This is a genomic window from Micromonospora sediminicola (genome assembly GCF_900089585.1).
Lineage (GTDB): Bacteria > Actinomycetota > Actinomycetes > Mycobacteriales > Micromonosporaceae > Micromonospora > Micromonospora sediminicola.
This window is the reverse complement of sequence record NZ_FLRH01000003.1, coordinates 1,943,666-1,970,405: the sequence shown is the minus strand read 5'-3', so window position 1 is coordinate 1,970,405 and position 26,740 is coordinate 1,943,666. Positions and strand designations below refer to the sequence as shown.

The window sequence follows — 26,740 nt, the reverse complement described above, 5'->3', positions numbered from 1 at the left end:
CCTATTGTGTCGTCGTGCCGGGATCCGTTGACGCCGTTGACCGGCGCGCTCCGGCGTGGTCGAGACGCCGACGCCTGTGGTTGCTGTCGATCGTCGCGGCTGCCGCTTGCTGCTTCAGCGTGCTCAGGCTGACGGGCCCGGCGCAGACATCCGCTCAACGGTATCTGTCCCAGGTCGACGTGCGCGGATACGAGCGGGTCCACCACTACCTCGACCCCGGCTCGGCCCCCGCCGACGAACGCGCCGCGGTCGCGATCTTCGTCGGGCCTCCCGACCACGACATCCTTGCCCGCGTGTCCGGGCCGGGGCTCGTCCTCAGCGCCGCGCCGAGCAACCCCGACTCCATCGATGTCGCGGCGGTGGGTCGCGGTCAGTGGCACGGGTGTTTCGTGCACGTCGACCGCTGGACGACGAGTGATCCACCCCTGTCGTACTACCCGCTGAACGCCGAGCAGGTGACGGCGTTCCGGGCGGGACGCCTGTCGGTGCTGGACATAGCCGTCGGATGCGGCAGTGGGTGAGCGCCCGGCGGAGTTGCTGGCCCACCTCGGGGGCCACAGCCTGGTCGCCTGGTCAAGATGGGCGGCGGAAGCCCACAGGGTCGTTGGACGGCCCTGGTGTCGGGCAGCCCGCTGGGCGGGGAATTCGACCATTGGCACACGATCATGCCGACTCATCGGGCCGATCCATGCTGGGGTCCTCCTCGTCGGGCGACGATGCGATCACCTGGTCCCAGGCGTTGACGATGGCCGCGGCCTGCCGCTCGTTGCAGGCCAGGCCACTGAGCAGGACGTTGTTCTGATAGTCGAGGATCTCGAAGCGCCATCGATCGAGTTCGGGCCGACGTTCGAGCGTTGCCCAGAAGTGGCCGGAAAGATCGCTGGGGAACGCCTCGTCCGCCACGCCACCGCTCCTCTGCCTCAGCTACAGCCCTGTCGAAGATCTCCGCCGGAGGCATCGGTTGGGGTCACCGTCAGCATGACTGAAAAGGGAAAGCGGCTGGTGGGGCGGGCGGGGTTCGAACCCGCGACCGAGGGATTATGAGTCCCCTGCTCTAACCGGCTGAGCTACCGCCCCGTCACCGCGCCGGATCGTAACCCGCCGATCGATCTCCGGGCACCACCGCCCCGACGACGCCGCGATCGCGACGCCCACGATGGGCAACGCGAGAATAACAGCGCGCAGCGACACGTCGGCTCAGCGCCGCAACTCCTCCAGCACCGCCCCGGCGGTACGCCAACCGCTGGCCAGTGCGCCCTGGATGGACGGGCTGTCCCGGTGGTCGCCGGCCACGTAGAGCCCGTCGCCGAGCGCGACCGGTTTGCGCAGTCGGCCCTGCGGCGGCGGGGCGGCCGGCAGCGCGTCGGGCACCGCGACGGTGGTGAGGTGGGTCCAGTCCGCGGTGGAGCGGCCGTAGAGGCGTTCCAGCTCGGTCCGGATCACCCGCTCGGACGGGGGCTGCGGGCCGACCACCGACGTGGCGACCAGGTGCTGGTTGGCCGGTGCGTAGGTGGGTGCGGCGTTGCTGAGCACCACCGTGTTGGCGATCATCTCCCGCCGGTCGCCGTCGAGCAGCAGGATCGGCTCGTCCAGCGGCGGCGTGTCGGCGCGGTGGTAGTAGGTGGTGTACGCGTGCATGCGTACCCGACTGATCGTGGGCAGCAGCGTGGCCGCCGCCGGCGGGTCGGCGGCGACCACGACGGCGCGGCAGGTGATCTGACCGGCCTCGGTGCGGACCCGGCCGGGCGCGACAGCGGTGACCGGGGTACGCAGCGCGATCAGCTCGGCGGGCAGCGGGGCGGCGACGGCGTGGGGCAGCGCGCCCATCCCGCGCGCGGGCAGCCCGAGCCGGCCGCGGGCGAAGGACCGCAGGATGACCGCGAAGACGTGGCTGGAGGTGGCCAGCTCGCGGTCGAGCAGGACGCCGGAGAGGAACGGCCGGAGCAGTTCCTCGATGATCGCGTCGGAGAGGCCGGCCCGGCGCAGCGCCGCCTCGGTGCTGGTCTCGGGCGCGGTGAGCAGCCGCCCGACCGGGAGGCCGGCGCAGCCGGCGGCGAGCGCGGCCAGGCGCAGCCGGTCGCGCAGCGAGCCGACGCCGGCGGTGAGCGCGCCGGGCGCGCCGGTCGGCTCGCGCAGCGGGTTGACCAGTCGTTCCAGCCGGTCGCCGCGGCGTACCAGCACCCCGGAGGTGAACCAGCCCAGGTTGAGCGTGTCCAGGTCGACGAGGCCGCCGAGCCGGGGGTAGGCGGTGTTGAGCACCTGGAATCCCCGGTCCAGCAGGAAGCCGTCGACCTCGTCGGTGGCGACCCGCCCGCCGAGACGGTCGGCGCTCTCCAGCAGCCGCCAGGGCACGCCGGCGCGGTGCAGCCGGCGGGCGGCGGCGAGACCGGCCAGGCCGCCGCCGACGATCACCACGTCGGTGTCAGGCACGGTCCACCCCCGCCCCGGCCCGGTCGCCCTCGCGGTGCGAGCGGGACAATCGGCTCGGCCACCAGACCTTCGGCCCGATGTCGTACGCGAGCGCGGGCACCAGCAGCGAGCGGACCACGATGGTGTCCAGCAGCACCCCGACGGCGACCGCCACGCCCAGCTCGACCAGCACCACCAGCGGGAGGACGGCGAGCGCGGAGAACGTGGCGGCGAGCACGATGCCGGCGGAGGTGATGACGCCGCCGGTGACCGCGAGGCCGGCCAGCACGCCGGCCCGGGTGCCGCGCCGGACCGACTCCTCGCGGACCCGGCTCATCAGGAAGATGTTGTAGTCGATGCCGAGCGCGACCAGGAAGACGAACGCGAACAGCGGGAACGACTGGTCCACGCCGGGGAAGTCGAAGACGTACCGGAAGAGCAGGGCGCAGAGGCCGAGCGTGGCCAGGAACGACAGCACCACGGTGGCGATCAGCAGCACCGGGGCGACCAGGGCGCGCAGCAGCAGCGCCAGGATGACCGCGATGACGAGCAGCACCACCGGGATGATCACGTTGCGGTCGCGGACGGAGGCGTCGGCGGTGTCCACGTTGATCGCGGTGAAGCCGCCGACCACGGCGTCCGCGCCGGGCACCGCGTGGACCGCCTCGCGCAGGTCGCGGATGGTCTGTTCGGCGCCGTTGCTGTCCGGCGGGTCGGCGAGCGTGACGTTGAGCTGCACCCGACCGTCGACGACCTTCGGGGGGGCGTTCTCCTCGGGCGGGGCGTTCTCGCCGCGCTGCCCGAGCGGCGCGACCGAGGCGACGCCCCTGACGCCCTGCGCCACCTGGGCGACCCGCTGGGCGGCGGCCTGCGCGGTGAAGACGGTGGCCGGGCTGCCGGTGCCGGCCGGGAAGTGCCTGTCGATCACCTCCTGGCCGGCCACCGAGTCGGTGCGCTGGGTGAACAGCTGGGACTGGCCGAGCGTGGTGGCGCCGAGCTGGGTCACCCCGATCGCGAGGGCGGCCAGCACCACGGCGGTGACGACCCAGACGGTACGCGCGCGGCGCGCCACGAAGCCGGCGATCCGTCCCCAGATGCCGTGCTCGGTGCGGGGGTCCGCGTCGTCGTGCCGGGGTCGCCGGGGCCAGAACGCCCACCGCCCGCCGAGCACCAGCAGGGCGGGCAGGAACGTGAGCATGACGAGCAGTGTCGCGGCGATGCCGACGGCGCTGACCGGGCCGAGCGCCCGGTTGGAGTTCAGGCTGGACAGCAGCAGGCAGAGCAGGCTGACGATGACGGTGGCGCCGGAGGCGATGATGGCCGGGGCGGCGCCCTTCCAGGCGGCCTTCATGGCGTCCCAGGGGCGCTCGTGCCGGTGCAGTTCCTCGCGGTAGCGGGCGATCAGCAGCAGCGCGTAGTCGGTGCCGGCGCCGAAGACGAGCACGGTGAGGATGCCCTGCGCCTGCCCGTTGAGTTTGACCACGTCGTTGTCCGCCAGGACGTAGACGACGACGGCGGCCAGCGAGTACGACATCCCCGCGGCCAGCAACGGAAAGATCCAGAGCACCGGGCTGCGGTAGACGATCAGCAGGATGATCAGCACCACGACCAGGGTGACGAGCAGCAGCGGCCCGTCGATCGCGCTGAACACCTCGATCAGGTCGCCGAGCAGGCCGGCCGGGCCGGCCACGTCGACGGTGAGCCCGTCCCGGTCCGGGCCGGCGATGTTCCGCAGCTCGTCGACGACGGTGCGGATCTGTTCGCCCTCGGCGCTGTCGATCGGGACGATCACCTGGGCGGCCTGCTTGTCCTGGCTGACGATCGGCGGCGGCAGCGGACCGATGACGCCCGGCACCTGGGCGAAGCGCGCCGCGTCGGCCTGGATCCGCTGCTGGTCGGCGGGGGTGATGCCGCCGGTGCGCTCGTAGACCACCAGCGCGGGGGTGCTCTCCCGGTCGACGAAGCCGGCGGCCAGGTCCTGCGCCCGGGTGGCCTCGGCGTCGGCGGGGAGGAAGGAGGCGTTGTCGTTGGTGGCGACCTCGCCGAGCTTCCCGGAGTAGGGGCCGGCGATGCCACCGACCACCAGCCAGCCGAGCACCACCGCCACCGCGACCAGCGTCGCGGTCCAGCGGCTGCGTCCTGCGGCCATCTCCACCACCCTTGAATCGACGCAACAATCGACGCAGCGGGAGTCTAGGTCGACATCGACCATCCTGCCGGCCGACGTGTCGCGCGCGGGCGGAAATCGGGCGGCTACCCGGGCCCGGAAACGGAGAACGCCCGCCGGCGTGGGCCGACGGGCGTGACGTGGAGCGAAGCTCCCCCGATTGGACTCGAACCAATAACCTGCCGGTTAACAGCCGGCTGCTCTGCCAATTGAGCTACAGGGGACCGAACACCGTCCGGCCCGGATCTCTCCGCGCCGTGCGACGGGGACAAGAGTACAGGACATCCGCCGGTAGTGCGCCAGGGGGTTACCGGACCCGGCCGGACCGGTGGACCGAGGGCGGTTTACGGGACAAATCGCCATCTCGGCACAGGGAGGTATGAGCGCGGAGCAGGATGGGTAGTTAAGGCACCGACAGAGGATGTAGGCGCGAGTGGGTCGCTTCCGCCGGGTACCGGCGGGGATCGGCAGAGCGTCAGGTACGAAAGGAGCCGCCATGCGCGGAAAGATCATGTTCCTTGGCGGGCTGGCTGCGGGCTTCGTCCTGGGCGCCCGTGCCGGCCGGGAGAAGTACGAGGAGCTGGTGGTCCGCGGGCGCAAGGTGCTCGACCACCCGACCGTCCAGGAGGCGGCCGGCGTCGCGCAGGCCCAGGCCACCCGGCTCTACTCGGAGGGCAAGGACAAGCTGGGACAGACCAAGATCGCCGAGAAGCTCGCCACCGGCAACGGTGGCAAGCAGGGGCTCTCCGAGGCCGACAAGCCGTTCGCCGGCACGCCGGCCGCCGTCGGCAGCCGGAGCAGCGCCAACGGCACGGGCTCGACCAGCGCCACCGGGTCGACCACGACCGGCACGAGCACCAAGCCGTCCAGCACCGGCAACACGCTCTGACGCACGCGGACAGCGGGCCGGCCACCTTCGGGTGACCGGCCCGCTCCCGTGTGCCCGGACGCCACCTCCCCACGCGTCACGCCGCCGTGACGCGGGTGTGGCACATTCTCCGTGGGGAGGTGATCACATGCCGATGGTCGGACCGGAGACGGCGGACCAGGCGCGCCTGCTGCGCCTGCTGCGCGACGACGGCCCGCGGTCACGGGTCGAGCTGGTCGACGTCCTGGGGCTGCCCCGGGCACGGTTCGCCGCCGAGGTCGACCGGCTGACCGAGCTGGGCCTGGTGGAGACGGCCGGACCGGCCGCGTCCCGCGGTGGCCGCCGCTCGTCGCTGCTGCGGGTCGGCGCGCAGGTGCGCTTCGGCGCGGTGCTCGTCGGCGACGGCCGGCTGCGGGTCGCGCTCACCGACGGCGAGCTGAACCTGCTGGCCCGGCACGACGAGCCGGTCGACGTCCGGGTCGGTCCCGAGGCGGTGGTCGGCCGGGCGGTCGAGCTGCTCGGCAAGCTGCGGGCCGAGGCCGGGCTGGCCCGGCTGACCGGGGTCGGGGTCGCGCTGCCCGCGCCGGTCGCCGTCCGCGACGGCACCCCCGTCTCCCCACCGGCCCTGCCGGGCTGGCACCGCTTCCCGGTACGCGACACGCTCGCCGCCGAACTGGGCTGCCCGGTGCACGTCGACAACGACGCCAACGCGATGGCTCTGGGCGAGCGGCACGCCGGCACCGGCCGACCGTTCGACGACTTCCTCTACGTCAAGCTCGGCGACGCCGTCGGCTGCGGGCTGGTGCTCGGCGGGACGCTCTACCGGGGCGCGGCCAGCGGGGCCGGCGACATCGGGCACCTCCAGCTCACCGAGGACGGGCCGCTCTGCGGGTGCGGCAACACCGGTTGCGTCGAGGCGTACTGCGGGGACGCCGCCCTGGTGCGCGAGGCGGTGACGGCCGTGCGGGCGGGGCGCTCGACGGCGCTGGCGGACCGGCTCGCGGAGGCCGGCACGCTGACGGTGTCCGACGTGGCCGCGGCGGCGACCGAGGGCGACGCGGCGGCGCAGACGCTGGTCCGCGATGCCGCCCGTCGCCTCGGGCAGGTGCTGGTCGGGCTGGTGAGCTTCGTCAACCCGGCCATCGTGATCATCGGAGGGACGCCGCCCGGCATCGGACCGGTCCTGCTGGCCGAGATCCGGGGCGTGGTCTACCGGCGCTCCACCCCGCTGGCCACCGGCAGCATGCCGATCGTCCTGTCCGACCTGGACGACCGGGCCGCCCTGATCGGCGCGGCCCGCCTGGTCAGCGACCAGGCCTTCGCCGCCCGCTGACCCCCTCTCTCCGCCGCCGATCTTGCAGTTACGGCCCCCGAGATGTCGGATGAACCCGTTTTCGGAGGGCCGCAACTGCAAGATCGCGGAGAGCCCGGAGGGGAGGGAGGGAGGGAGGAGGTTAGTCGCGGGTGCTGCTGAAGGCGGCGTCGAAGGCGGCGGAGGGGGCGTCGAAGGCGAGGCGGCGGACGAACTGGAGCGCCTCCGGCGCGCCGACCAGGCGGTCCATGCCGGCGTCCTCCCACTCGACCGAGATCGGGCCGTCGTAGCCGATCGCGTTCAACGCCCGGAAGCAGTCCTCCCACGGCACGTCGCCGTGCCCGGTGGAGACGAAGTCCCAACCGCGCCGCAGGTCGGCCCAGGGCAGGTGGGAGGAGAGCCGGCCGCGCCGGCCGTCCCCGGTGCGGACCTTCGCGTCCTTGCAGTCCACGTGGTAGATCCGGTCGGCGAAGTCGAAGATGAAGTTCACCGGGTCCAGCTCCTGCCAGACGAAGTGCGACGGGTCCCAGTTGAGCCCGAACGCCGGCCGGTGACCGATCGCCTCCAGCGTGCGCTTGGTGGTCCAGTAGTCGTAGGCGATCTCGCTGGGGTGCACCTCGTGCGCGAACCGCACCCCCACCTCGTCGAAGACGTCCAGGATCGGGTTCCACCGGTCGGCGAAGTCCTGGTAGCCGCGCTCGATCATGGCCGGCGGCACCGGCGGGAACATGGCCAGGGTGTGCCAGATCGACGAGCCGGTGAAGCCCACGACGGTCCGTACGCCGAGCTTCGCCGCCGCCCGCGCGGTGTCCTTCATCTCCTCGGCGGCCCGGCGGCGCACGCCCTCCGGCTCGCCGTCGCCCCAGATCCGGGCCGGCAGGATGTCCTGGTGCCGCTCGTCGATCGGGTGGTCGCAGACGGCCTGCCCGACCAGGTGGTTGGAGATGGTGAAGACCTGGAGGTTGTGCTTGGCCAGCGTGGCCCGCTTGCGCTCGACGTACGAGTCGTCGGCGAGCGCCCTGTCGACCTCGAAGTGGTCGCCCCAGCAGGCGATCTCCAGGCCGTCGTAGCCCCACTCGGAGGCGAGTCGGCAGACCTCGTCGAACGGAAGATCGGCCCACTGGCCGGTGAAGAGCGTGATGGGTCGCGCCATTGTCCTTCTCCCCTGTCGTGATGGGGGATTCCGTTGCGGACCGGGGCGAGGGGTGACCGGGGGACGGCGACGACTCGGCACCGGTGGACGCGCTGGGCGTCTGTGCCCGGAGGGTTGCGCCTCCCGCCGGGCCACCGGCCACCTCACGGTCGCCGTCCCCACTCTATGGCCTACCTCAGGGCAGGGTCCAGCGCTGGTTCGCGGCGCCGGTGCAGGTCCACAGGTGCACCGGCGTGCTGTCGGCCGAGTTGTTGCCGGACACGTCCAGACACTTGCCCGACTGCGGGTTACGCACCGTCCCGTCGGCCTGCGCCGACCAGTTCTGCGCGCCCGTGCCGTTGCACGACCACAACTGGATCTTCGTGCCGTCCGCGCTGCCGCCACCGGAGACGTCCAGGCACTTGCCGAGCGCCTTCACCGGCCCGTTCGGCGTCACCGTCCACGACTGCGCCGCCGAGGAGTTGCACGTGTAGAGCTGGATCTGCGTGCCGTCCGCGGTGGCCGCGCCCCGCACGTCCAGGCACTTGCCGGCCAGGCCCTTCACCGGGCCGACGCCGCCGGTGCCGGTCGAGCGGACCAGCGTGAAGTCGTCGACGTCGAACAGCCCGGACCCGCTGCCGGTGAACGTCAGGTAGACCGTCTGCGTGCCCGACGGCACCCCGCTCAACGTCGTGGAGACGTCGGCGAAGGTGCTCCAGCCGCCGGTGTTCGGCACCGCCACCTGGCCGAGCACCGGGCCGGTCGGCGAGCCCGTGCGCACTCCGATGGTGCCGCCGGGACCGCCGGAGACCACGCGGGCCCGCAGCGACGTCACCCCGGTCAGGTCCACCCCCTGGTACGCGGCCCAGTCGCCCGGGTCGACGTACCCGAGGGTCTGCCCGCCGTTGGCGCCGGCCTTGGTGAACGCGCTGACGCCGCTGGCCGCGCTGAACGACTCGGCCTGCACGGTGGTGCTGCCGGTGGGCGGCGGGGTACCGCCCAGCTCCTTGATCCGGATGTTGCGGAACGACACGTCGTCACCGGTGCCGTGGTTCTGGATGCCGACGTGCCCGGCGAGCGACCGGACCGGGTCGGTGTTGGTGAAGTCGTTGATCCGGACGCCGTTGAGGAAGACCTGGAGGCGCTCGCCCTCGACCAGGATCTCGTAGGTGTTCCACTCCCCCGCCGGGTTGAGCGCCGCGTCCCGGGCCGCCAGGTCGGCGGACTTGAACCCGTAGATCGCGCCGGTGGTCCGGTCGGCCGCGTCGGTGGGGTCGATCTGCACCTCGTAGCCGTTGTTCACGGCCGAGTTCGGGTCGCTCGACGGCGGGAAGCCGACGAAGACCCCGGAGTTGTCGTCGCCGGCCAGCCGCCAGTCCAGCTTGAGCGAGTAGTTGGTGAACTGCTTCGCGCTGTACCAGTAGAGCCCCATGCCGCCGACCGAGGTGAGCGTGGCGTCGGTGTTGGTGAAGCTGCCCGGCCCGGCCTGGGACCAGCCGGTGGTGCCGCCGTTGTAGAGCGCGGTGTAGCCGGTCTCCGGCCGGCAGTCGGCCTTCGTGCGCCCGGCGGCGTAGCGGATGCCGCCGAGCAGGTGGGCCCGGAACGCCGACTCGGCGTAGGACGCCTGGGTGTGCCCGCCGCCGGTGTAGAAGGACCGGCCGCCGCTGTAGGGCTTGCACCAGGCGTGCGGGTGGTCCCCGCCCATCGAGCCACCGGAGTACGAGGACTCGTCGAGGCTGGCCAGCACGTGCGCGGTGGACCGCGCGTTGGTGCGGTAGTCGTACCACTCGTCGGTGCGGTTCCACAGCTGCGGCAGGTGCGCGGTGGCGGCGTGCGCCCGGTCCTCCACCCTGACGGTGGCCGGCTGGATCGCCGGGTGGGACGCGAACCAGGCGCCGACCAGGTTGCCGTAGAACGGCCAGTCGTACTCGGTGTCGGCGGCGGAGTGCACGCCGACGTATCCGCCGCCGCCGGAGATGTACGCCTCGAACGCGGCCTGCTGGGTCGCGTTGAGCACGTCCCCGGTGGTGTTGAGGAAGATCACCGCCTCGAAGCGGGCCAGGTTGGCGGTGGTGAACTGGGTGGCGTCCTCGGTCGCGGTGACGGTGAAGTTGTTCGCCGCGCCGAGGTCGCGGACGGTCTGCGTGCCGACCGCGATGGAGTCGTGCCGGAAGCCGGCGGTCTTGGAGAAGACCAGCACGTCGTAGGGGGCGTCGGCGGCGCTCGCCGGGGTGGCGGGGGCCGTGCAGGCGATGGTGGCGAGCACGGCGGTCACCGCCCCCAGCGCGGTGCGGAGGAGTCTCATCGGCGTTCTCCTTCCATTCCTCAGGGTAGGGTCCAGCGCTGGTTGGCGGCAGCGGTGCAGGTCCACAGGTGCACCGGCGTGCTGTCGGCCGAGTTGTTGCCGGACACGTCCAGACACTTGCCCGACTGCGGGTTGCGCACCGTCCCGTCGGCCTGCGCCGACCAGTTCTGCGCGCCCGTGCCGTTGCACGTCCACAACTGGATCTTCGTGCCGTCCGCGCTGCCGCCACCGGACACGTCCAGGCACTTGCCGTACGCCCTGACCGTCGAGTTCGGCGTCACCGTCCACGACTGCGCGGCCGTGCCGTTGCAGGTGTAGAGCTGGATCTGGGTGCCGTCGGCGGTGGCGGCGTTGCGGACGTCGAGGCACTTGCCAGCCAGCCCCGTCACCGGGCCGGTGCGGACGGCCGAGGTGGCGAACGTGAACGCGTCCAGGTCGTAGAGCGCCCCGGCGCCGCCGGCGAACGTGAGATAGAGCGTGGTGGTGCCGGCCGGCGGGTTGGTGATGGTGCCGGTCACCGTGGTGAACGAGTCCCAGGCGCCGGTGACCGGGACGGTGGCCGAGCCGAGCACGGTGCCGGTGGCCGAGCCGGCGCGCACCTGGAGCGTGCCGCCGACACCGGCCGAGGAGACCCGGGCGGTGAACCCGGTGGCGTCCGCGAGCTGGTACGGCTGGAACGCGATCCAGTCGCCGTTGTGGATGTCGCCGACGGTCTTGCCGCCCTCGGCGGTGCCCTTGTCGAACGTGTTGATCCCGGACGCGGTCTTGAAGTGCTCGGCCTGCCGGTGCCGGGGCTGGAGCGTGTGCTGGGTGTGGGTGGTGAGGCCGCCGGAGTCGGTGTACTCGGCGTCGAAGATGGCGAAGATGTTCGCCGCGTCGTCGTGCTCGCCGTCGACCGGGATGGCGATCGAGCCGGTGCAGCCGGTCGCCGAGGTGATCTGGTGGCCGTGCTGGTCGTGGCCGAGCACGTAGGTCATCTTGACCTTGGTGCAGTCGATGGTGGCGTCCTCCGGGTCGGTGACGGTGATCCGGAACGGCACCGTGTCGCCGAAGGAGAAGAGCTTGCCGTTGCCGGGTGTCTCGATGACCACCGTCGGCGCGGTGTTGCCCACGGTGATCGTCACGCTGGCGGTGCCGGTGGCGCCCTGCGGGTCGCGGACGGTCAGCGTGGCGGTGTAGCGCCCGTTCGCGGTGTAGGTGTGCGACGGGTTGGCCGCGGTCGAGGTGCCGCCGTCACCGAACGTCCAGGCGTACGTCAGCGCGCCGCCCTCCGGGTCGGACGAGCCGGCCGAGGAGAACGCGACGGCCAACGGGGCGGCGCCGGAGGTCCGGTCGGCGGCGGCCCGGGCCACCGGGGCGCGGTTGGCCCCGCCCAGGTAGTCGAAGCGGTACAGCGCCGAGTTGGCGTCGCCGTTGAAGTAGCCGGTGCCGTAGTCGAGCACGTAGTAGGAGCCGTCCGGGCCGAACGCGGAGTCCATCACCTGCTTGCCGGTCCACGGAAACGCGTCGATGGTGCCGGGTGAGCCGTCGGCGTTGAGGTGGATCGGCTTGATCCAGCCCCGGCCGAACTCGGTGGCGAAGAACTGCCCGTCGAAGGACTGCGGGAACTTGGTGGTGGACGGGTTGGCCGCGTCGTACCGGTAGACCGGGCCGCCCATCGGCGACTCGGAGCCGCCGCCGAACTCGGGCGGGCTGCCGGCGTCACCGGCGTAGCGGATCCACGCCGGCTTCGCGGCCGGCAGCGTGGTCAGGCCGGTGTTGCGGAACGAGTTGTTCGTCGGGCCACCGGTGCAGGTGAACTTCGCCCCGGCGGTCCCGGTGGCGAAGTCCCACTCGGCGTACGTCTCGGTCGCCGTGTTGGTGCCGGTGCAGTAGGGCCAGCCGTAGTTGCCCGGCCCGGTGACCCGGTCGAACTCGACCTGCCCGGACGGGCCGCGGGCCGAGGTGGTGCCGGCGTCCGGGCCGTAGTCGCCGACGTAGACGATGCCGGTGGCCTTGTCGACGCTCATCCGGAACGGGTTGCGGAAGCCCATCGCGTAGATCTCCGGGCGGGTCTTCGCGGTGCCGGGCGCGAACAGGTTGCCGCTCGGGATCGAGTAGGTGCCGTTGGCGTTCACCTTGATCCGCAGGATCTTGCCGCGCAGGTCGTTGGTGTTGCCGGCGCTGCGCTGCGCGTCGTACCCGGGGTTGCGGTTGGTGCGCTCGTCGATCGGGGCGTAGCCGGCGGAGTCGAACGGGTTGGTGTCGTCGCCGGTGGACAGGTAGAGGTTGCCGGCGGCGTCGAAGTCGATGTCGCCGCCGACGTGGCAGCACAGCCCCCGGTCGGCCGGCACGTCGAGCACGTCGACCTTGCTGGCCTGGTTGAGCGTGAAGTCGGCGTTGAGCGTGAACCGGGAGAGCCGGTTGACGCCCTGCCAGGCGGAGAAGTCGGTGCCGGTGGCCGGCGCGTCCCCGGCCGGGGTGGACAGCGGCGGCGCGTAGTAGAGGTAGATGTGCCGGTTGGTGGTGAAGCCGGGGTCGACGCCGACGCCCTGCAACCCCTCCTCGTCGTGGGTGTACACGGGCAGGGTGCCGATGACCGTGGTGGCGCCGGCCGCGTCGGTGCGGCGCAGCGTGCCGTTGCGGGCGGTGTGCAGCACCGACCGGTCGGGCAGCACCGCGAGGGACATCGGCTCGCCGGTCTCGGCGACGCCGCGGGCGAGTTCGACCTGCTGGAAGTCGCTCGCCGAGATGGGGTGGGCGGACGCCGGGACGGGCGCCGCGGCCAGGGTGACCGCGCCGGCGGCCGCCGCGAGCAGCAGCGCCGATCCGGCGGCGAGTCGTCGTCGGGCTGGGGGGTGGTGGGGGTGGCTGGACATGCTGTGCTGTCCCTTCCTGACGCGCGCAGCCAGGACCGGGCGCGCGTCGCGCCGGATGCCGGGTGGGGGGATGCTGCGCCGGCCCGTCGGGTGCGGTTACGGCGGGCCGTGACCTCCGACGGGGCCGGTGGTCACCTCGACGAGGCGGGGCGGTGCGGGCGTTCACCTCGACGAAACAGCTCTGTGCTGCGCACGACATTAAGGGCTTTCGATTGGCCTGTCCATAGCTTCTGCTGGTTCCGGAAACACTTTTGTCGGAACGCGTCAAAAGTTGGCGTCACTGGCGACGGTCCACGGCCCGGTACGCGAGCGTGGTCAGGGCCCGCCGCGCCGGCTCGTCCAGCGGCAACCCGTCCAGCGCGGCCAGCGCCTCGTCCGCCCGGACCCGGATCATCCGCTCCACCGCGTCGCGCGCCCCGCACGCCTCGACGACGGCGCGCACCTCGGCAGCCCCGGCCCGACCCAGGCCCGGATCGCCGACCAGCTTCCGCAGCCGGGCCGCGCCGGCCGGGTCGGCCGTCGCCCGGGCCAGCGCCATCAGCACGGTGGGCTTGCCCTCCCGCAGGTCGTCCAGGTCGGACTTGCCGGTCACCGCCGGGTCACCGAAGACGCCGAGCAGGTCGTCGCGAAGCTGGAACGCGTCGCCGAGCGGATCGCCGAAGCCGGCCAGCGCGGCCACCTCCCCCGGGCCCGCCCCGGCCAGCGCGGCGCCGACCTGCACCGGCCGGGTGACGGTGTAGCGGGCCGTCTTCAGCCGCACCACCGCCAGCGCGCTCGCCACCGAGCCGTCCCCGGCCGCCGCGGTCACGTCCAGGTACTCCCCCGCGATCACCTCGGTCCGCATCCGGGACAGCAGGGCGTGACCCCGACGCAGCCGCTCGGCCGGCAGCCCGCAGCCGTGGAACATCTGGGCCGACCAGGTCGCGCAGAGGTCACCGCAGAGCAGCGCGGCCTGCCGGCCGTACGCCGCCGGGTCACCCCGCCACCCGGAGCGGGCGTGCAGGTCGGCGAAGTGCCGGTGCACCGTCGGCACGCCCCGGCGGCGGTCGCTGCGGTCCAGGATGTCGTCGTGGATCAGCGCGAACGCGTGGAACAGCTCCAGCGCCGCCGCGGCGACCACGATCGGCCGGCCGTCCGGGCCGCCGAAGCCCCGCCAGCCCCAGTAGCAGAACAACGGCCGCAGCCGCTTGCCGCCGGCCAGCACGAACCGGCGTACCTCGGCGTGGACGGCCCCCGTTCCGTCGTCCGGCCGACCCGGCCCCCGCGCGTCCAGGAACGCGCCGAGCGCGGCGTCGAAGCGACCCCGCAGCAGGGCCGGGTCGGTCGGTACGACGGTGACGGTCATGGCGCCTCCCGGGCCAGTCCGGCGAGCTGGAGCAGCAACGCCTTGACGTCGGTCGCCGCGACCCGGGCCCGGGTCGCGGCCGGGTCGGAGCAGAGCAGCACCGGACCGTCCGCCGGGTCGGCGGGCAGCCGGCCGTGCGAGCCGCGCACCGCCCGCGCCCCGGCGTCCAGCCCCACCACGCTCATCAGGTAGCGCAGGCCGAGCTTCTTGCGGGCCAGCGCCACCGCCGCCCGCCGTTTCGCGGCGGCCGGCGCGGCCGGGTCGAAGAACAGCTCGGCCGGGTCGTAGCCGGGCTTGCGGTGGATCTCGACCAGCCGGGCGAAGTCGGGCGCCCGGGCGTCGTCCAACCAGTAGTAGTACGTGAACCAGGAATCCGGCTCGGCCACCAGCACCAGCTCGCCGGAGCGCTGGTGGTCCAGCCCGTGGCCGGCCTGCCCCGCGGCGTCCAGCACCTCGGCGACGCCCGGCAGCGCGGCGCAGCGCTTCGCCACCGCCGGCACGTCCGCCGGATCCCGCACGTAGACGTGCGCCACCTGGTGGTCGGCCACCGCGAAGGCCCGCGACGTCCACGGGTCCAGGTATTCCATCCCGGCCTGGGCGTACACCCGCAGCAGGCCCTCGGCCCGCAGCATCCGGTTGACGTCCACCGGGCGGGAGACGTCGGTGATGCCGTACTCGGAGAGCGCGACGATCGTCGCGTCCCGCTCCCGGGCCGCGTCCAGCAGCGGGCCGAGCACCGCGTCCAGCTCGGCCGCCGCGGCGGCGGCCCGCGGGTCGGAGGACCCGAACCGTTGCAGGTCGTAGTCGAGGTGCGGCAGGTAGACCAGGGTCAGGTCCGGGGCGTGGTCGGCCATGATGCGCTGCGCCGCCCGGCTGATCCACGCCGACGACGGCAGCCCCGCGCCCGGCCCCCAGTAGCTGAACAGCGGAAACGTACCGAGCGCGTCGGTCAGCGTGTCCCGCAGCTCGGGCGGGTCGGTCCAGCAGTCCGGCTCCTTGCGCCCGTCGGCGTGGTAGACCGGGCGCGGCGTGACCGTCCAGTCCACGTCCGCGCCCATCGCGTACCACCAGCAGATGTTCGCGACCCGGTAGCCCGGCTCCACCCGGCGGGCCGCCTGCCACACCTTCTCGCCCCCGACCAGCGCGTGGTGCTGCCGCCAGAGCAGCACCTCGCCGAGGTCGCGGAAGTACCAGCCGTTGCCCACCACGCCGTGCCCGGCGGGCAGCTCCCCGGTGAGGAACGTGGCCTGCGCCGAGCAGGTCACCGCCGGCAGCACGGTGCCCAGCTCGGCGGTGAACCCGGCCTCGGCCACCGCGCGCAGCCGAGGCATGTGGGCCAGCAACCGGGGCGTCAGCCCGACCACGTCGAGCACCACCAGCCGGCGGCTCATGAGGGAACCCCGGCCGCCGTGGACAGCCCGAGCGCGACCAGTTCGTCGCGGGCGAAGGCCAGCTCGGCGGCGATGCCGGCGGCCAGCTCCGCGTCGCCGCTCGGCCGCCGCGCCTCCGGCAGCACCCCCCAGGTGTACGTCTCCACGTCGAGGTGGTCACAGCCGGCGGCCGGACCGGCGAGGAGCGCGGACAGGGCGGACCGCAGCACCGGCACGGTGGAGCGCAGCGGCGGCTCGGGCGGGGCGTGCAGCGGCACGTGGTAGTGCACCCGCCACGACCCGGGCAGCCGCGCGTCGAGCGCCGCGTCGAGGTCGTCGGCGGCCCACGCCGGGTCGGCCGGATCGGCGGCGCCGGCGCAGCCCGCCGCCCGGGTCTGGTGCAGGAACCTCGGCTCGACGAAACGGCGCAGCGCGTCGGTGGAACCGGCCGGGTCGGCCGCCTCGACGGCGGCGGAGACCTGCACCTTGACCACCGGCAGCCCGGCGTCGCGCAGCCGGGCCAACGCGTCGACCGGCTCCTCCCAGGCGCACGCGAGGTGCGCCAGGTCCAGACAGATCCCGAGCCGGTCGGTATCCATGGCTGACAATACCGCGCGTGCCTGTCCCGTGGACTCCACCAGACAGCCCGGTTCCGGTTCGAAGCCGACCCGGACCACCCGGCCGGTGTCCCGCTGCACGGCGGCCAACCCGGCGGCGAGCGCGTCCAGCCGGCGGCGGGCGGTGTCCGCCCGCTCGGCGTCCCAGGGGGTGCGCCACGCCAGCGGCAGCGTCGAGACGGAGCCCCGGGCCGCGTCGTCGGGCAGCAGGTCGGCCAGCACCCAGGCCAGGTCCAGGGTGTACGCCAGCCGCTGGGGCGTGGTCCAGTCCGGGTGGTAGACCGCGCCCTTGACCACCGGGGCCTGGAACGCCGCGTACGGGAAGCCGTTGAGCGTGACCACCTCCAGCCCGCGTACGGTCAGGTCGTGGCGCAGCCGGCGGCGGGCCGCCGGGTCGGCGGCAAGCGCGGCGGCCACCGGCGCGGCCAGCCAGAGCCCCAGCCCGAGCAGGTCGGCGTCGAGCGCCCGGCGCACCGCCACCGCGTACGTGTCGAGCTGGGCGAGGACGCCCGGCAGGTCCTCGGCGGGGTGGACGTTCGTGCAGTAGCCGAGATGGACGGTGGTGCCGTCCGGGTGCCGCAGCCGCATCACTCGCCCCCGCGCAGGATCGAGTTGCCGGCGAAGGTGGGCGCCGGGGCGTCCAGGTCGGCGAGGTCGAGCCGCCCGGACTGGCCGTAGAACTCCACCGGGTTGCGCCACAGCACCCGGTCGACCTCGTCGTCGTCGAACCCGGCGGCCAGCATCGCCTCCCCGGTGGCCCGGGTGAGCAGCGGGTCGGAGCGCCCCCAGTCGGCCGCCGAGTTGACCAGCATCCGCTCGGTCCCGTACGCGCGCAGCAACTCGACCATCCGGGGCGGCGACATCTTGGTCTCCGGGTAGATGGAGAAACCCAGCCAGCAGCCAGTGTCCCGGACCAGCTTCACGGTCACCTCGTTGAGGTGGTCGATCAGCACCCGCCCGGGCTCGATGCCCGACTCGGCGACCACGGCGAGGGTGCGCTCGACGCCGCGTGCCTTGTCCCGGTGCGGGGTGTGCACCAGCGCGGGCAGGTCGTGCCCGACGGCCAGCGCGAGCTGCCCGGCCAGCGCGGCGTCCTCGGCCGGGGTCATCGCGTCGTAGCCGATCTCGCCGACCGCGACCACGCCGTCCTTGTCCAGGTAGCGCGGCAGCACGTCGAGCACCGGGCGGCAGCGCGGGTCGTTGGCCTCCTTCGGGTTCAACGCCACGGTGGCGTGGTGCCGGACGCCGAACTGCCCGGCCCGGAACGGCTCCCAGCCGATCAGCGAGTCGAAGTAGTCGACGAAGCTGTCCACGCTGGTGCGCGGCTGACCCAGCCAGAACGCCGGCTCGACCACCGCGCGCACGCCGGCGGCGGCCATCCGCTCGTAGTCGTCCGTGGTCCGCGACGTCATGTGGATGTGCGGGTCGAAGATGCGCATGTCACGCCTCCGTGGTGGTGATGGTCAGTCGGTGCAGCAGCCCGGTCGCGTCGGCGGGCATGGTCCGGCCGGCGGCGTGCCGCTCGGCGGCGAACGCGGCCAGCATCTGGGCCAGCTCGGCGTCGGCCCGGCCGGTCAGGTCGTCGACCACGGCCAGCGGCACCCCGGCGAACACGCACTTGAGCACCGCCTGCCGCCAGGCCGGCTGCTCCAGGTGCCGGGCGTAGGGGCCGAGCGCGGCGGCGACCAGCCGGGTGTCGTTGGTGCGGATCGCGTCGTGCAGCAGCGGCACGCACTCCGCCCCGATCGGCAGCAGCGGCAGCGCGCGCAGCACCCCGCGCCGCTCGGCGGCGTCGCCGTGCCGGTAGAGCGCCTCGGCCGCGGCGGCGTGGCCGGACGGCAGCGCGGCGAGCAGCAGCGCCCGGGCCGCCTCGTCGACGGTCCAGCCGGGCGGGTCGGGCACCGGTCCACGCCCGCACCGCCGGGCGGCGGCGGCGAAGAAACGCGGGATCGTGGCGGGTTCGGTCGCGACGCGGCGCAGCGCCGCGTCCAGCCACTGCGGATCGGGTACGCCCCGCAGCGCGGCGCGCAGTCGGTCGGGTGTCATGCCGTCTCCCCTCTGCCGGGTGCTGGAAGGTGGTCGGTCACCGCCCCTCGCCGCGCCGGGCGGCGGCGCGCAGGAAGTCCAGCGAGCGGGCGGCGACGGTCGGGGCGGCGTGCGAGTGCCGGGGCAGCTCCACGGCCACCAGGCCGCGGTAGCCGGCGTCGGTCAGGGCGCGCAGCACCGGCGGGAAGTCGATCTCCCCGGCACCGAACTCCAGGTGCTCGTGCACGCCCCGGCGCATGTCGTCGATCTGCACGTTGACCAGGTGGTCGGCGACCGCCGTCACGCACTCGGGCACCGGCCGCGGCTCCAGGCAGCGACAGTGTCCGATGTCGAGGGTGATACCGAAGCCGGGCGGCGCGCCGAGCGCGTCGCGCAGCCACCACCAGCCGGCGATGTCCTCGACCAGCATGCCCGGCTCCGGTTCGAAGCCCAGCGGCACGCCGGCCGCCTCCGCCTCGGCGCAGACGGCGGCGCAGCCGGCGACCAGGCGGTCCCGGGCGACGGGCGGCGGCACCCGCGGCGGGCGTACGCCGGCCCAGAAGGAGACCGCCTCGGCACCCAGGTCCGCGCCGACCCGGACCGCCCGGCGCAGGAACTCCAGCCGGCGGGCGGGGTCGTCGTGCAGCAGCGTCGGGGCGTGCTTGTGCCGGGGGTCGAGCAGGTAGCGGGCCCCGGTCTCGACCACCACGGCCAACCCCAGCGCGCTCAGCCGGCGGCGCACGGCGGCCACCCGGCGGGCCAGCCCGGGGGCGAACGGGTCCAGGTGGTCGTGGTCCAGGGTGAGCGCGACGCCCTCGTATCCGAGGTCGGCCAGGACCGCGAGCGCGTCACCGAGGCGGTGGTTGGCGAAGCCGTTGGTGCCGTACCCGAAGCGCAGCCGGCCCGGCCCGGACGGAGTCGCGGCGGTCATGTCGGGGAGACGAGTCGGGCCAGGCGGCGACCGAGTGGGGCGGCCCCGGCGACGGCGAGGCCGAGCAGCCGCGCGCCGGCCCGGGCGGTCAGCGCGCCCTGCAACGCGGGCAGCCCGGTGATGCCGGCGCCGACGGCGGCCCGCACCCGGGCCGGCGCCGGGTCGGCGAGCACCCGGGCCTGCGCCCGGCCGTACCGGGCCGCGTAGCCGGCGGCGAGCACGGCCGGCACCAGCGCACCAAGCTGAAGGAAGGGCCCCCTTTTAACGCCTCCGGTAGAGGAGGGGGCCCCGCTTGACACGGGCGGCCGGCCCGGGGCGGCGACCGCGATGAGCGCGGTGCCGGCCAGTGTGAGGCCCGGCAACCGCCGGTCCGGCATCCCGGTCACCTCGCGGCGGGACAGCGCGGTGACGGTCCAGGTGTGCGCGGCGACGGTCAGCGCGGCCGGCAACGCCCGCGCCGCACGGCCACCCGTCGCGCCGAGCAGCACGTCCAGGCCCCGACAGGCGGCCATCACCGCCGGACCGGCGGCGGTGTCCTTGGCCCGCAGGTCGTACCCCCAGATGGTGGCCGCGAGCGGGAACGCGACGGCCGCCGCCCGGCGGCCCCCGGCGGCGGTGGCGACGGCGAGGCCGGCGGCGGTGAGGCCGGCCGCGACGCCCAATGCGACGGCCGGGCGGACCCGGCCGGACGGGATCGGCCGCTCCGGGCGCTCGACCGCGTCCAGCCGCCGGTCCGCCCAGTCGTTGGCGGCCATCCCGGCCCAGTAGAGCAGCACCGACGCGCCGGCCAGCGCGGGCGTACGCCGGTCGAGCGCACCGGCCGCCGCGCCGCCGGCCACCACGTCCCCGGGCACCGAGAGCGCGGCCGGCGCCCGGACCAGCTCGACCAGGTCGGCCAGCCGGGTCACCGGGTCACCCCGGCGTGCAGACCGCCGACGAAGTCGCACAGCACCGCCCACTGCTCACCGAGCGCGTGCCCGGTGTCGCCGAGCGGGTCCTTGAAGAAGAACGCCAGCTCGGCCAGCGCGCCCCGGCGGCCGGCGGCGTGCGCGGCGGCGGTGAGCCGGGCCAGGTCGAGCACCAGCGGAGCGGCCAACGCGGAGTCGCAGCCGTGCCAGGTGAACTCCATCCGCATCCCGGTGCCGAGGAAGCCGGCGAACGTGACCAGGTCCCAGGCCGTCTTGAAGTCGCCCAGTTCCTCAACGTAGTCGATCCGGGTGCTGCCCTGCGGCAGGTAGCCGAGCGTCTCGGCGAGGACCCGTTGCTTGCTGCCCACCTTGGCCGCGTTGGCGGCGGGCTCGGCCAGCGTGGCGCCGTCACCGCCGCCGAGCAGGTTCGTCCCGGACCAGGAACGTACGGCCAGGTGCCGCATCGCGAACATCGGCGCCAGCACCGACTTGAGCAGCGTCTCGCCGGTCTTGCCGTCGTGCCCGGCGTACGGCAGTCCGCGCTCGTCGGCCAGCGCCACCAGGGCCGGCAGCCGGGCGCCGGTGGACGGGGTGAAGTCGACGTACGGGCAGCCGGCGGTGAACGCCGCGTACGCGTAGCGGGAGCTGGCCGGCAGCACGTCGACCGGACCGGCCAGCGCGGCGCGCAGCGCGGCCGGGTCGCGGTGGGCCGGGTGCGGGGCGGGCGCCGGCTCGGTGGCGGCGACGTTGACCACCACCACCCGCTCCAACTCGTGGCGGCGGCGGAAGTCGGTGAGGTCGCGGACCACGGCGGCGATCCGGTCGCCCGGGCCACCGTCGGTCGGCGCGGGGCGCAGCGCCGCCTCCACGGCGGCCAGCTCCGGCGCCACGGCGTCGGCCAGCCGGGCGGGCAGCACCCCGGCGGCGGCGAGCGCCTCGGCGCGTTTGGTGAGCGGGGTGGCGACCACGTCGTGGCCACCGAAGACGAGGTCGGTGAAGCCCGGCAGCGCGGGTCCGCGCAGCGCGGGAAGTTCGGTGACGCAGCCGGTCGGCGCGGTCAGCCCGGCCCGCAGGGCGAGCGCCCCGACCACGCTGGTGGTCGCGACCGAGCCACGTGCTCCGACCAGCCAGACACCTGTACGCATCGCGCTACCTCCCCAGGTCGGTGCCGGTCCACCGGTGCGGCCGGGGAATCCCGGTCCGGCCGCACCGGAGGGCCGTGCTGGTCGTGCCGCCCGGAGGGCTTCCGGCGGCACGCTCCCCGGAGCCGGCCTCGTCCCCGCCGCGGGGCGCAACCGCGGCGGGCCCTCGCCGGCCGGCGCCGGAAGGCTGTCGGCGGCGCTGCCGCGCCGCGCGGGAGGTGTCCGGTCGGGCCCCCGCCTCTCCCGGCTGGGTGAGCGGGGGCCCGGCGTCACACCTCGGCCAGGGCGGGTGTCACCTCCGTCCACGCGGCCCGCTCGGCCGAGCGGGTGACCGCGTCGAGCACGAGCTGGACCTGCAACGCGTCGGCGAACGACGGAGCCGGGTCGGCGCCGGTGGCGACCGCCTCGACGAAGTCCCGCATCTGGTGGGTGAAGGAGTGCTCGTAGCCGATGATGTGGCCCGGCGGCCACCACGCCGACAGGTACGGGTGGTCCGCCTCGGTCACCAGGATCCGGCTGAAGCCCTGCTCGGCGGCGGGCCGGGTGGCGTCAAGGAACTCCAGCTCGTTGAGGCGTTCCAGGTCGAACACGACGCTGCCGCGCGAGCCGTTGATCTCGACCCGCAGGGCGTTCTTGCGGCCGGTGGCGAACCGGGTGGCCTCGTAGGTGGCGAGCGCGCCACCGTCGAGCCGGGCCACGAAGACCGCCGCGTCGTCCACCGTGACCTCGCCCGTCGCGCTGCCGTTGCCGTCGGCCCGCGCGGCCAGGCCGCTCGACCCGGCGACCAGGGGCCGCTGGCGGACGAACGTCTCGGTGATCGCGCTGACCCCGGTGATGAGCTGGCCGGTCACGTACTGGGTCAGGTCGATGATGTGCGCGCCGATGTCGCCGAGCGCACCGGAGCCCGCCCTGTCCTTCTGCAACCGCCAGACCAGCGGGAACTGCGGGTCGACGATCCAGTCCTGGAGGTAGACCGCCCGGACGTGCCGGATCTCGCCGAGCCGACCGTCGGCGACCAGCTGCCGCATCAGGGCGACCGCGGGCACGCGCCGGTAGTTGAAGCCGCACATGGCGCGTACCCCGGACTCCCGGGCCCGTTCGGCGGCGGCCGTCATCTCCCGGGCCTCGGCGACGGTGTTGGCCAGCGGCTTCTCGCACAGCACGTGCTTGCCCGCGGCCAACGCGGCCAGCGCGATCTCGCCGTGGCTGTCCCCCGGTGTGCAGATGTCGACCACGTCGATCTCGTCGGACTCGACGAGTCGCCGCCAGTCAGTGGTGTAGCCGTCCCAGCCGAGCCGGTCGGCGGCCTCGGCCACCTTCGGTTCGTCCCGTCCGCAGACGAGCGACATCCGCACCCGCGCCGGCAGGTCGAACACCCGGTTCACGGTGCGCCACGCCTGTGAGTGCGCGGCGCCCATGAACGCGTAGCCGACCATGCCGACCCGCAGGATCCTGTCGTGAGTGGACAAGGTGGGTCTCCCCCCGTGTGTCAGAACCCGAGCTTCAGGTAGTCGCCCGCGTTCTCCTTGGTGATCGTCTCGGAGGAGAGCACGATCTCCTTCGGTACCTGGAGTTCGACCAGGTCGGACATGCCCTTGCCCTGGCCGATCAGGCGGGCCAGGGAGATGGCCGAGGAGGCCATCGACGGGCTGTAGGTGACGGTGGCCTTGAGCACCGTGCTGTCGGCGGCGATGTCCTCCATGGCCTTCTTCGAGCCGGCGCCGCCGACCATGAAGAACTCCTTGCGGTTGGCCTGGTTGACCGCGGCGAGCACGCCGATGCCCTGGTCGTCGTCGTGGTTCCAGACCGCGTCGATCTTCGGCAGGGCCTGGAACAGACCGGTGGCGGCCTGCTGGCCGGAGTCCACGGTGAACTCGGCCGGCCGCCGGTTGGCGACCTTCAGCCCGTAGGAGGCGAGCGTGTCGGCGAAGCCCTTGGAGCGTTCCTGGGTCAGCTCCAGCGACTCGATGCCGGGGATCTCACCGATCACCGGGTTACTCACGCCCTTGGCCTTGAGCTGCTCGGCGATGTAGGTGGCGGCGGCCACCCCCATGCCGTAGTTGTCGCCCTTGATCTGGAGGCGGTAGGCCCGCGCGTCGGGGAAGGCCCGGTCCAGGTTGACCACCGGGATGCCGGCCTTCATCGCCTCCAGGCCGAACGCGTTGAGCTCCTTGCCGTCGTGCGGCAGCAGCACGATCACGTCCGGCTTCTGGGAGATCAGCGTGGACAGCGCGGCCCGCTGGGCCGCCGCGTCCGCGCCGGCCTCCACCGACTTCAGCTCCACGTCCGAGTACGCCCCGGCCTGCGCCTTGGCGTTGTTGGTGATGGCGGCGATCCAGCCGTGGTCGGCGGCCGGGGCGGAGAAACCGATGGTCACCTTCTTGCCCGGCTCGGTGTTGCCACCGGTCGCGGCGGCCTTCGTCTGCGCCTCCGTCGGGGTCTGCTCGTTGCTGGTGCAGCCGGCGAGCAGCACCCCGGCGGAGACCGCGGCTCCACCGAAGAGCAACCGGCGGCGGGACAGATCGTGGCGCGGTGTTCTCATGACGACCTCCTGGATGAGGTGGTGGGGTGTTTTCGGGTGCGGTGGGTCGGACCACCGTCGGGTCGACGGCGGCCGGCGTGCGCGGTGGGATCAGGTGGTGGTGGCCCGGTTACGGGCGAGGAACTGGGTCAGGCTGCGGAACTGCACCTGCTGGACCAGGACGGCGGCGACGATGATGCCGCCCTTGACCATGTTCTGGGCCTCGGCGGAGAGGTTGTTGATGGCGAAGAGGTTCGTGATCGTGGAGAAGATGATCACCCCGAGCAGGGAGCCGATGATGGTGCCCCGCCCGCCGCTGAGCAGCGTGCCGCCGATGATCGCGGCGGCGATCGCGTCCAGCTCGTAGAGGTTCGCCATCGCCGCCTGGGCGGAGGTGGCCTGCGCGGTCAGCATGACCGCGGCGATGCCGCAGCAGAGGCCGGAGAGCGCGTAGAGGAGCACGGTGTGCCGGCGGACGTTGATGCCGGCGAGCCGGGCCGCCTCCGGGTTGCCGCCGACCGCCACCGTGCGGCGGCCGAACGTGGTCCGGTTCAGCAGCACCCAGCCGGCCGCGACCACCGCGACCAGGATGTAGACCAGCAGCGGGATGCCGAGCACCTTGGTGGTCGCGATGCCGTTGATGAACGAGCTGGTGGAGACCTGGGTCTGCTTGTCGGAGATCTCCGCGGCCAGCCCCCGCGCGGCCACCAGCATGGCCAGCGTGGCGATGAACGGCACCAGCCGCCCGTACGAGATGAGCAGCCCGTTGACCACGCCGACGGCCAACCCCACGGTCAGCGCGCTGAAGATCATGCCGCCGGCGCCGTAGCTCTGGGTCGCCACCGTGGTGCACCAGACCCCGGCCAGCGCCACGATCGCGCCGACCGACAGGTCGATCCCGCCGCCGACGATCACGAAGGTCATGCCGACGGTGACCACGCCGACCACCGAGGCGAGCTTGAGGATGGTGAGCGTGTTGCCCCACACCCAGTTCGGGTCGCCATAGAGGTCGGGTCGGGTCAGGATGCCGATGACGACCAGCACCACCAGCGTGGCGAGCAGGCCGAGGTTGCGCTTCGCGCCCTCCCCGCCGTCGCCACGCCACCAGGAGAGCCGGGCCCCGGCCTCGGCCTTGGCGGTCTCCGCCCGGTCCACCGGCGGCGACTGCGCGGGCAGCGCGGTATCAGTGACGTCACTCATGCCGGTGCGCCTTCCATGAGGGACCCCGCCATGACGAGGTCGAGCACGGTGTTCTCGTCGAGTTCGCCGGCCGGGGCCTCGCGGACCACCCGGCCCTCCCGCATGACCAGCACCCGGTCGGCCAGGCCGAGCACCTCGGGCACCTCGCTGGAGACCAGCAGCACCCCGACGCCCCGGGCGGCCAGGTCCCGGATGACCTGGTAGAGCTCGGCCCGGGCGCCGACGTCCACACCCCGGGTCGGCTCGTCGAGCAGCAGCAGCCGGGTCTCCCCGAGCAGCCACCGGCCGACCACGACCTTCTGCTGGTTGCCGCCGGAGAGGGTGCGCACCGGTCGGCGTACGTCCCGGGGCCGCAGCTCCAGCGATGCGGCGACCCGGTCCGCCTCGGCCCGCTCCCGCGCGGCGTCGGTGAAGCCGAGACGGGCGTAGCGGCCGAAGGTGGCCAGCGTGACGTTGCGGTAGATCGGTTCGCCGAGCAGCAGCGCCTGGCTCTTGCGCTCCTCCGGCGCCATCCCCATGCCGGCCCGCACCGCCGCGCCGACGCTGCCCGGACGCAGCGCCCGGCCGTCGACCCGGACCGTCCCCGCCTGCGCCCGACGGGCCCCGAAGATGGTCTCCAACAGCTCCGACCGGCCCGAACCGACCAGCCCGGCGATCCCGACGATCTCCCCGGCGCGCACCCCGAGCGACACGTCGGCGAACTCGCCGTGCCGGGTCAGCCCGTCCACCCGGAGCAGCTCCGCGCCGGCGCCGTCGGCGTCCGGGCGCTGCGGGAAGACGTACTCGATGGTCCGCCCGGTCATCCGCGCGACCAGGTCGCGGGTCGGGGTCTCGCGGGCCGCCAGGCTCGCCGCCGTGGTCCGGCCGTCCTTGAGTACGGTGACCCGGTCGCCGATCTCGCGGATCTCCTCCATCCGGTGGGAGATGTAGATGACCGCGATGCCCTGCGCGGTGAGTTCCCGGATGATCCGGAACAGGTTGCCCACCTCGTCGTGGGCCAGCACCGCGCTCGGCTCGTCCATGATGATCAGTCGGGCCTCGTGGGAGAGGGCCCGGGCCATGCTGACGATCTGCTTGCCCGCCGCCGGCAGGTGCCGCACCAGCCGGCCGGGCGGGATCTCCGGATGACCGAGCCGGGCCAGGATCTGCCGGGTACGGCGGGCCATGAGCCCGCGCCGGACGAAGCCGAACCGGCGCGGCTCGTGGCCGAGGAACGCGTTCTCCGCCACCGACAGGTCGTCGACCAGGTCGAGTTCCTGGTAGATCGTGGCGATGCCGGCGCGCATCGCGGCCTGCGGGTTGGCGAACGTCGCCGCCTCGCCCCGCCACACCACCTCGCCGGAGTCCGGCCGGTGCACGCCGGCCAGCACCTTGATCAGGGTGGACTTGCCGGCGCCGTTCTGCCCGAGCAGGCAGTGCACCTCGCCGGCCCGCACCTCCAACTGCACGCCGTCCAGCGCGCGTACGCCGGGGAACGTCTTGACCACGTCGGTGAGGCGCAGCACCACCTCGCCCGCGACGGCGTCGGCGGGCGCCTCGACCAGCGGCTCCTTCGTGCTCACCTCGACCTCCTCTCGCTCACTCACGCTGGGCTGACCGGGCATGCCCTCACGGCCCTCGCTGCGCTCGG

Annotated in this window: 21 protein-coding genes and 2 tRNA genes; 3 read left to right on the top strand and 20 right to left on the bottom strand. The window is 73.6% G+C overall.

Features of this window, described 5'->3' with window-relative positions; all coding sequences use genetic code 11:
• Positions 1-14: 14 nt before the first annotated feature.
• Positions 15-521 (top strand): hypothetical protein, encoded by a 507-nt coding sequence (locus GA0070622_RS09875; protein WP_141684541.1) that lies wholly within the window; start codon positions 15-17, stop codon positions 519-521.
• Between the two features lie 142 nt (positions 522-663).
• On the opposite strand, the gene GA0070622_RS09870 is transcribed toward GA0070622_RS09875, so the two are convergent.
• The 5 genes from GA0070622_RS09870 to GA0070622_RS09850 form a co-directional block, all read right to left on the bottom strand.
• Complete coding sequence (locus tag GA0070622_RS09870; protein ID WP_091572327.1) at positions 664-903, bottom strand: hypothetical protein; 240 nt, start codon at positions 901-903, stop codon at positions 664-666.
• Positions 904-1,000: 97 nt separating this feature from the next.
• Positions 1,001-1,077: transfer RNA gene (locus GA0070622_RS09865), tRNA-Ile, on the bottom strand.
• Between the two features lie 120 nt (positions 1,078-1,197).
• Positions 1,198-2,430 (bottom strand): FAD-dependent oxidoreductase, encoded by a 1,233-nt coding sequence (locus GA0070622_RS09860; RefSeq protein ID WP_091572324.1) that lies wholly within the window; start codon positions 2,428-2,430, stop codon positions 1,198-1,200.
• On the bottom strand, positions 2,423-4,558 hold the full coding sequence (locus GA0070622_RS09855; protein ID WP_091577097.1) for an MMPL family transporter: 2,136 nt from the start codon (positions 4,556-4,558) through the stop codon (positions 2,423-2,425). The genes GA0070622_RS09860 and GA0070622_RS09855 overlap by 8 nt, the downstream gene beginning before the upstream one ends.
• 169 nt (positions 4,559-4,727) lie before the next feature.
• Positions 4,728-4,800, bottom strand: a tRNA-Asn gene (locus GA0070622_RS09850).
• Between the two features lie 272 nt (positions 4,801-5,072).
• On the opposite strand from GA0070622_RS09850, the gene GA0070622_RS09845 reads away from it, so the two are divergent.
• On the top strand, positions 5,073-5,465 hold the full coding sequence (locus tag GA0070622_RS09845; RefSeq protein ID WP_091572321.1) for a hypothetical protein: 393 nt from the start codon (positions 5,073-5,075) through the stop codon (positions 5,463-5,465).
• A 127-nt stretch (positions 5,466-5,592) separates the two neighbouring features.
• On the top strand, positions 5,593-6,777 hold the full coding sequence (locus tag GA0070622_RS09840; RefSeq protein WP_091572317.1) for an ROK family transcriptional regulator: 1,185 nt from the start codon (positions 5,593-5,595) through the stop codon (positions 6,775-6,777).
• A 121-nt stretch (positions 6,778-6,898) separates the two neighbouring features.
• On the opposite strand, the gene GA0070622_RS09835 is transcribed toward GA0070622_RS09840, so the two are convergent.
• From GA0070622_RS09835 to GA0070622_RS09765, 15 genes are all read right to left on the bottom strand, one after another.
• Positions 6,899-7,909, bottom strand: a complete 1,011-nt coding sequence (locus GA0070622_RS09835; protein ID WP_091572313.1) for a sugar phosphate isomerase/epimerase family protein — start codon at positions 7,907-7,909, stop codon at positions 6,899-6,901.
• 175 nt (positions 7,910-8,084) lie between these two features.
• Complete coding sequence (locus tag GA0070622_RS09830) at positions 8,085-10,193, bottom strand: ThuA domain-containing protein (protein ID WP_091572309.1); 2,109 nt, start codon at positions 10,191-10,193, stop codon at positions 8,085-8,087.
• A gap of 20 nt (positions 10,194-10,213) precedes the next feature.
• The gene (locus GA0070622_RS09825; protein ID WP_091572305.1) at positions 10,214-13,051 is read right to left on the bottom strand and encodes an RICIN domain-containing protein; all 2,838 of its coding nucleotides are present in this window, start codon (positions 13,049-13,051) and stop codon (positions 10,214-10,216) included.
• Positions 13,052-13,328: 277 nt separating this feature from the next.
• Positions 13,329-14,396 (bottom strand): polyprenyl synthetase family protein, encoded by a 1,068-nt coding sequence (locus tag GA0070622_RS09820; protein ID WP_091572302.1) that lies wholly within the window; start codon positions 14,394-14,396, stop codon positions 13,329-13,331.
• Positions 14,393-15,787, bottom strand: coding sequence for an alkaline phosphatase family protein (locus tag GA0070622_RS09815; protein WP_091572297.1), 1,395 nt, complete (start codon positions 15,785-15,787; stop codon positions 14,393-14,395). Before GA0070622_RS09815 ends, GA0070622_RS09820 begins: the two co-directional genes overlap by 4 nt.
• The gene (gene eboE / locus GA0070622_RS09810; RefSeq protein ID WP_091572293.1) at positions 15,784-16,971 is read right to left on the bottom strand and encodes a metabolite traffic protein EboE; all 1,188 of its coding nucleotides are present in this window, start codon (positions 16,969-16,971) and stop codon (positions 15,784-15,786) included. Before eboE ends, GA0070622_RS09815 begins: the two co-directional genes overlap by 4 nt.
• Positions 16,971-17,822 (bottom strand): TatD family hydrolase, encoded by an 852-nt coding sequence (locus GA0070622_RS09805; protein ID WP_091572289.1) that lies wholly within the window; start codon positions 17,820-17,822, stop codon positions 16,971-16,973. The genes eboE and GA0070622_RS09805 overlap by 1 nt, the downstream gene beginning before the upstream one ends.
• Before the next feature lies 1 nt (position 17,823).
• Complete coding sequence (locus GA0070622_RS09800; RefSeq protein WP_091572285.1) at positions 17,824-18,429, bottom strand: EboA domain-containing protein; 606 nt, start codon at positions 18,427-18,429, stop codon at positions 17,824-17,826.
• Positions 18,430-18,466: 37 nt separating this feature from the next.
• The gene (locus tag GA0070622_RS09795; protein ID WP_091572281.1) at positions 18,467-19,339 is read right to left on the bottom strand and encodes a sugar phosphate isomerase/epimerase family protein; all 873 of its coding nucleotides are present in this window, start codon (positions 19,337-19,339) and stop codon (positions 18,467-18,469) included.
• Positions 19,336-20,247: an SCO3242 family prenyltransferase gene (locus GA0070622_RS09790; protein ID WP_091572276.1), complete on the bottom strand. Its 912-nt coding sequence runs from the start codon at positions 20,245-20,247 to the stop codon at positions 19,336-19,338. The genes GA0070622_RS09795 and GA0070622_RS09790 overlap by 4 nt, the downstream gene beginning before the upstream one ends.
• Positions 20,244-21,392 (bottom strand): inositol-3-phosphate synthase, encoded by a 1,149-nt coding sequence (locus tag GA0070622_RS09785; protein ID WP_091572272.1) that lies wholly within the window; start codon positions 21,390-21,392, stop codon positions 20,244-20,246. Before GA0070622_RS09785 ends, GA0070622_RS09790 begins: the two co-directional genes overlap by 4 nt.
• A gap of 266 nt (positions 21,393-21,658) precedes the next feature.
• Positions 21,659-22,858 (bottom strand): Gfo/Idh/MocA family protein, encoded by a 1,200-nt coding sequence (locus GA0070622_RS09780; protein WP_091572268.1) that lies wholly within the window; start codon positions 22,856-22,858, stop codon positions 21,659-21,661.
• 20 nt (positions 22,859-22,878) lie between these two features.
• Positions 22,879-23,931 carry a substrate-binding domain-containing protein gene (locus GA0070622_RS09775; protein ID WP_091572263.1) on the bottom strand — a complete coding sequence of 351 codons (1,053 nt, stop codon included), beginning with the start codon at positions 23,929-23,931 and terminating at the stop codon, positions 22,879-22,881.
• A 90-nt stretch (positions 23,932-24,021) separates the two neighbouring features.
• Positions 24,022-25,110 carry an ABC transporter permease gene (locus tag GA0070622_RS09770; protein ID WP_091572259.1) on the bottom strand — a complete coding sequence of 363 codons (1,089 nt, stop codon included), beginning with the start codon at positions 25,108-25,110 and terminating at the stop codon, positions 24,022-24,024.
• The gene (locus GA0070622_RS09765) at positions 25,107-26,714 is read right to left on the bottom strand and encodes a sugar ABC transporter ATP-binding protein (RefSeq protein WP_091577094.1); all 1,608 of its coding nucleotides are present in this window, start codon (positions 26,712-26,714) and stop codon (positions 25,107-25,109) included. Before GA0070622_RS09765 ends, GA0070622_RS09770 begins: the two co-directional genes overlap by 4 nt.
• Between the last annotated feature and the right edge of the window lie 26 nt (positions 26,715-26,740).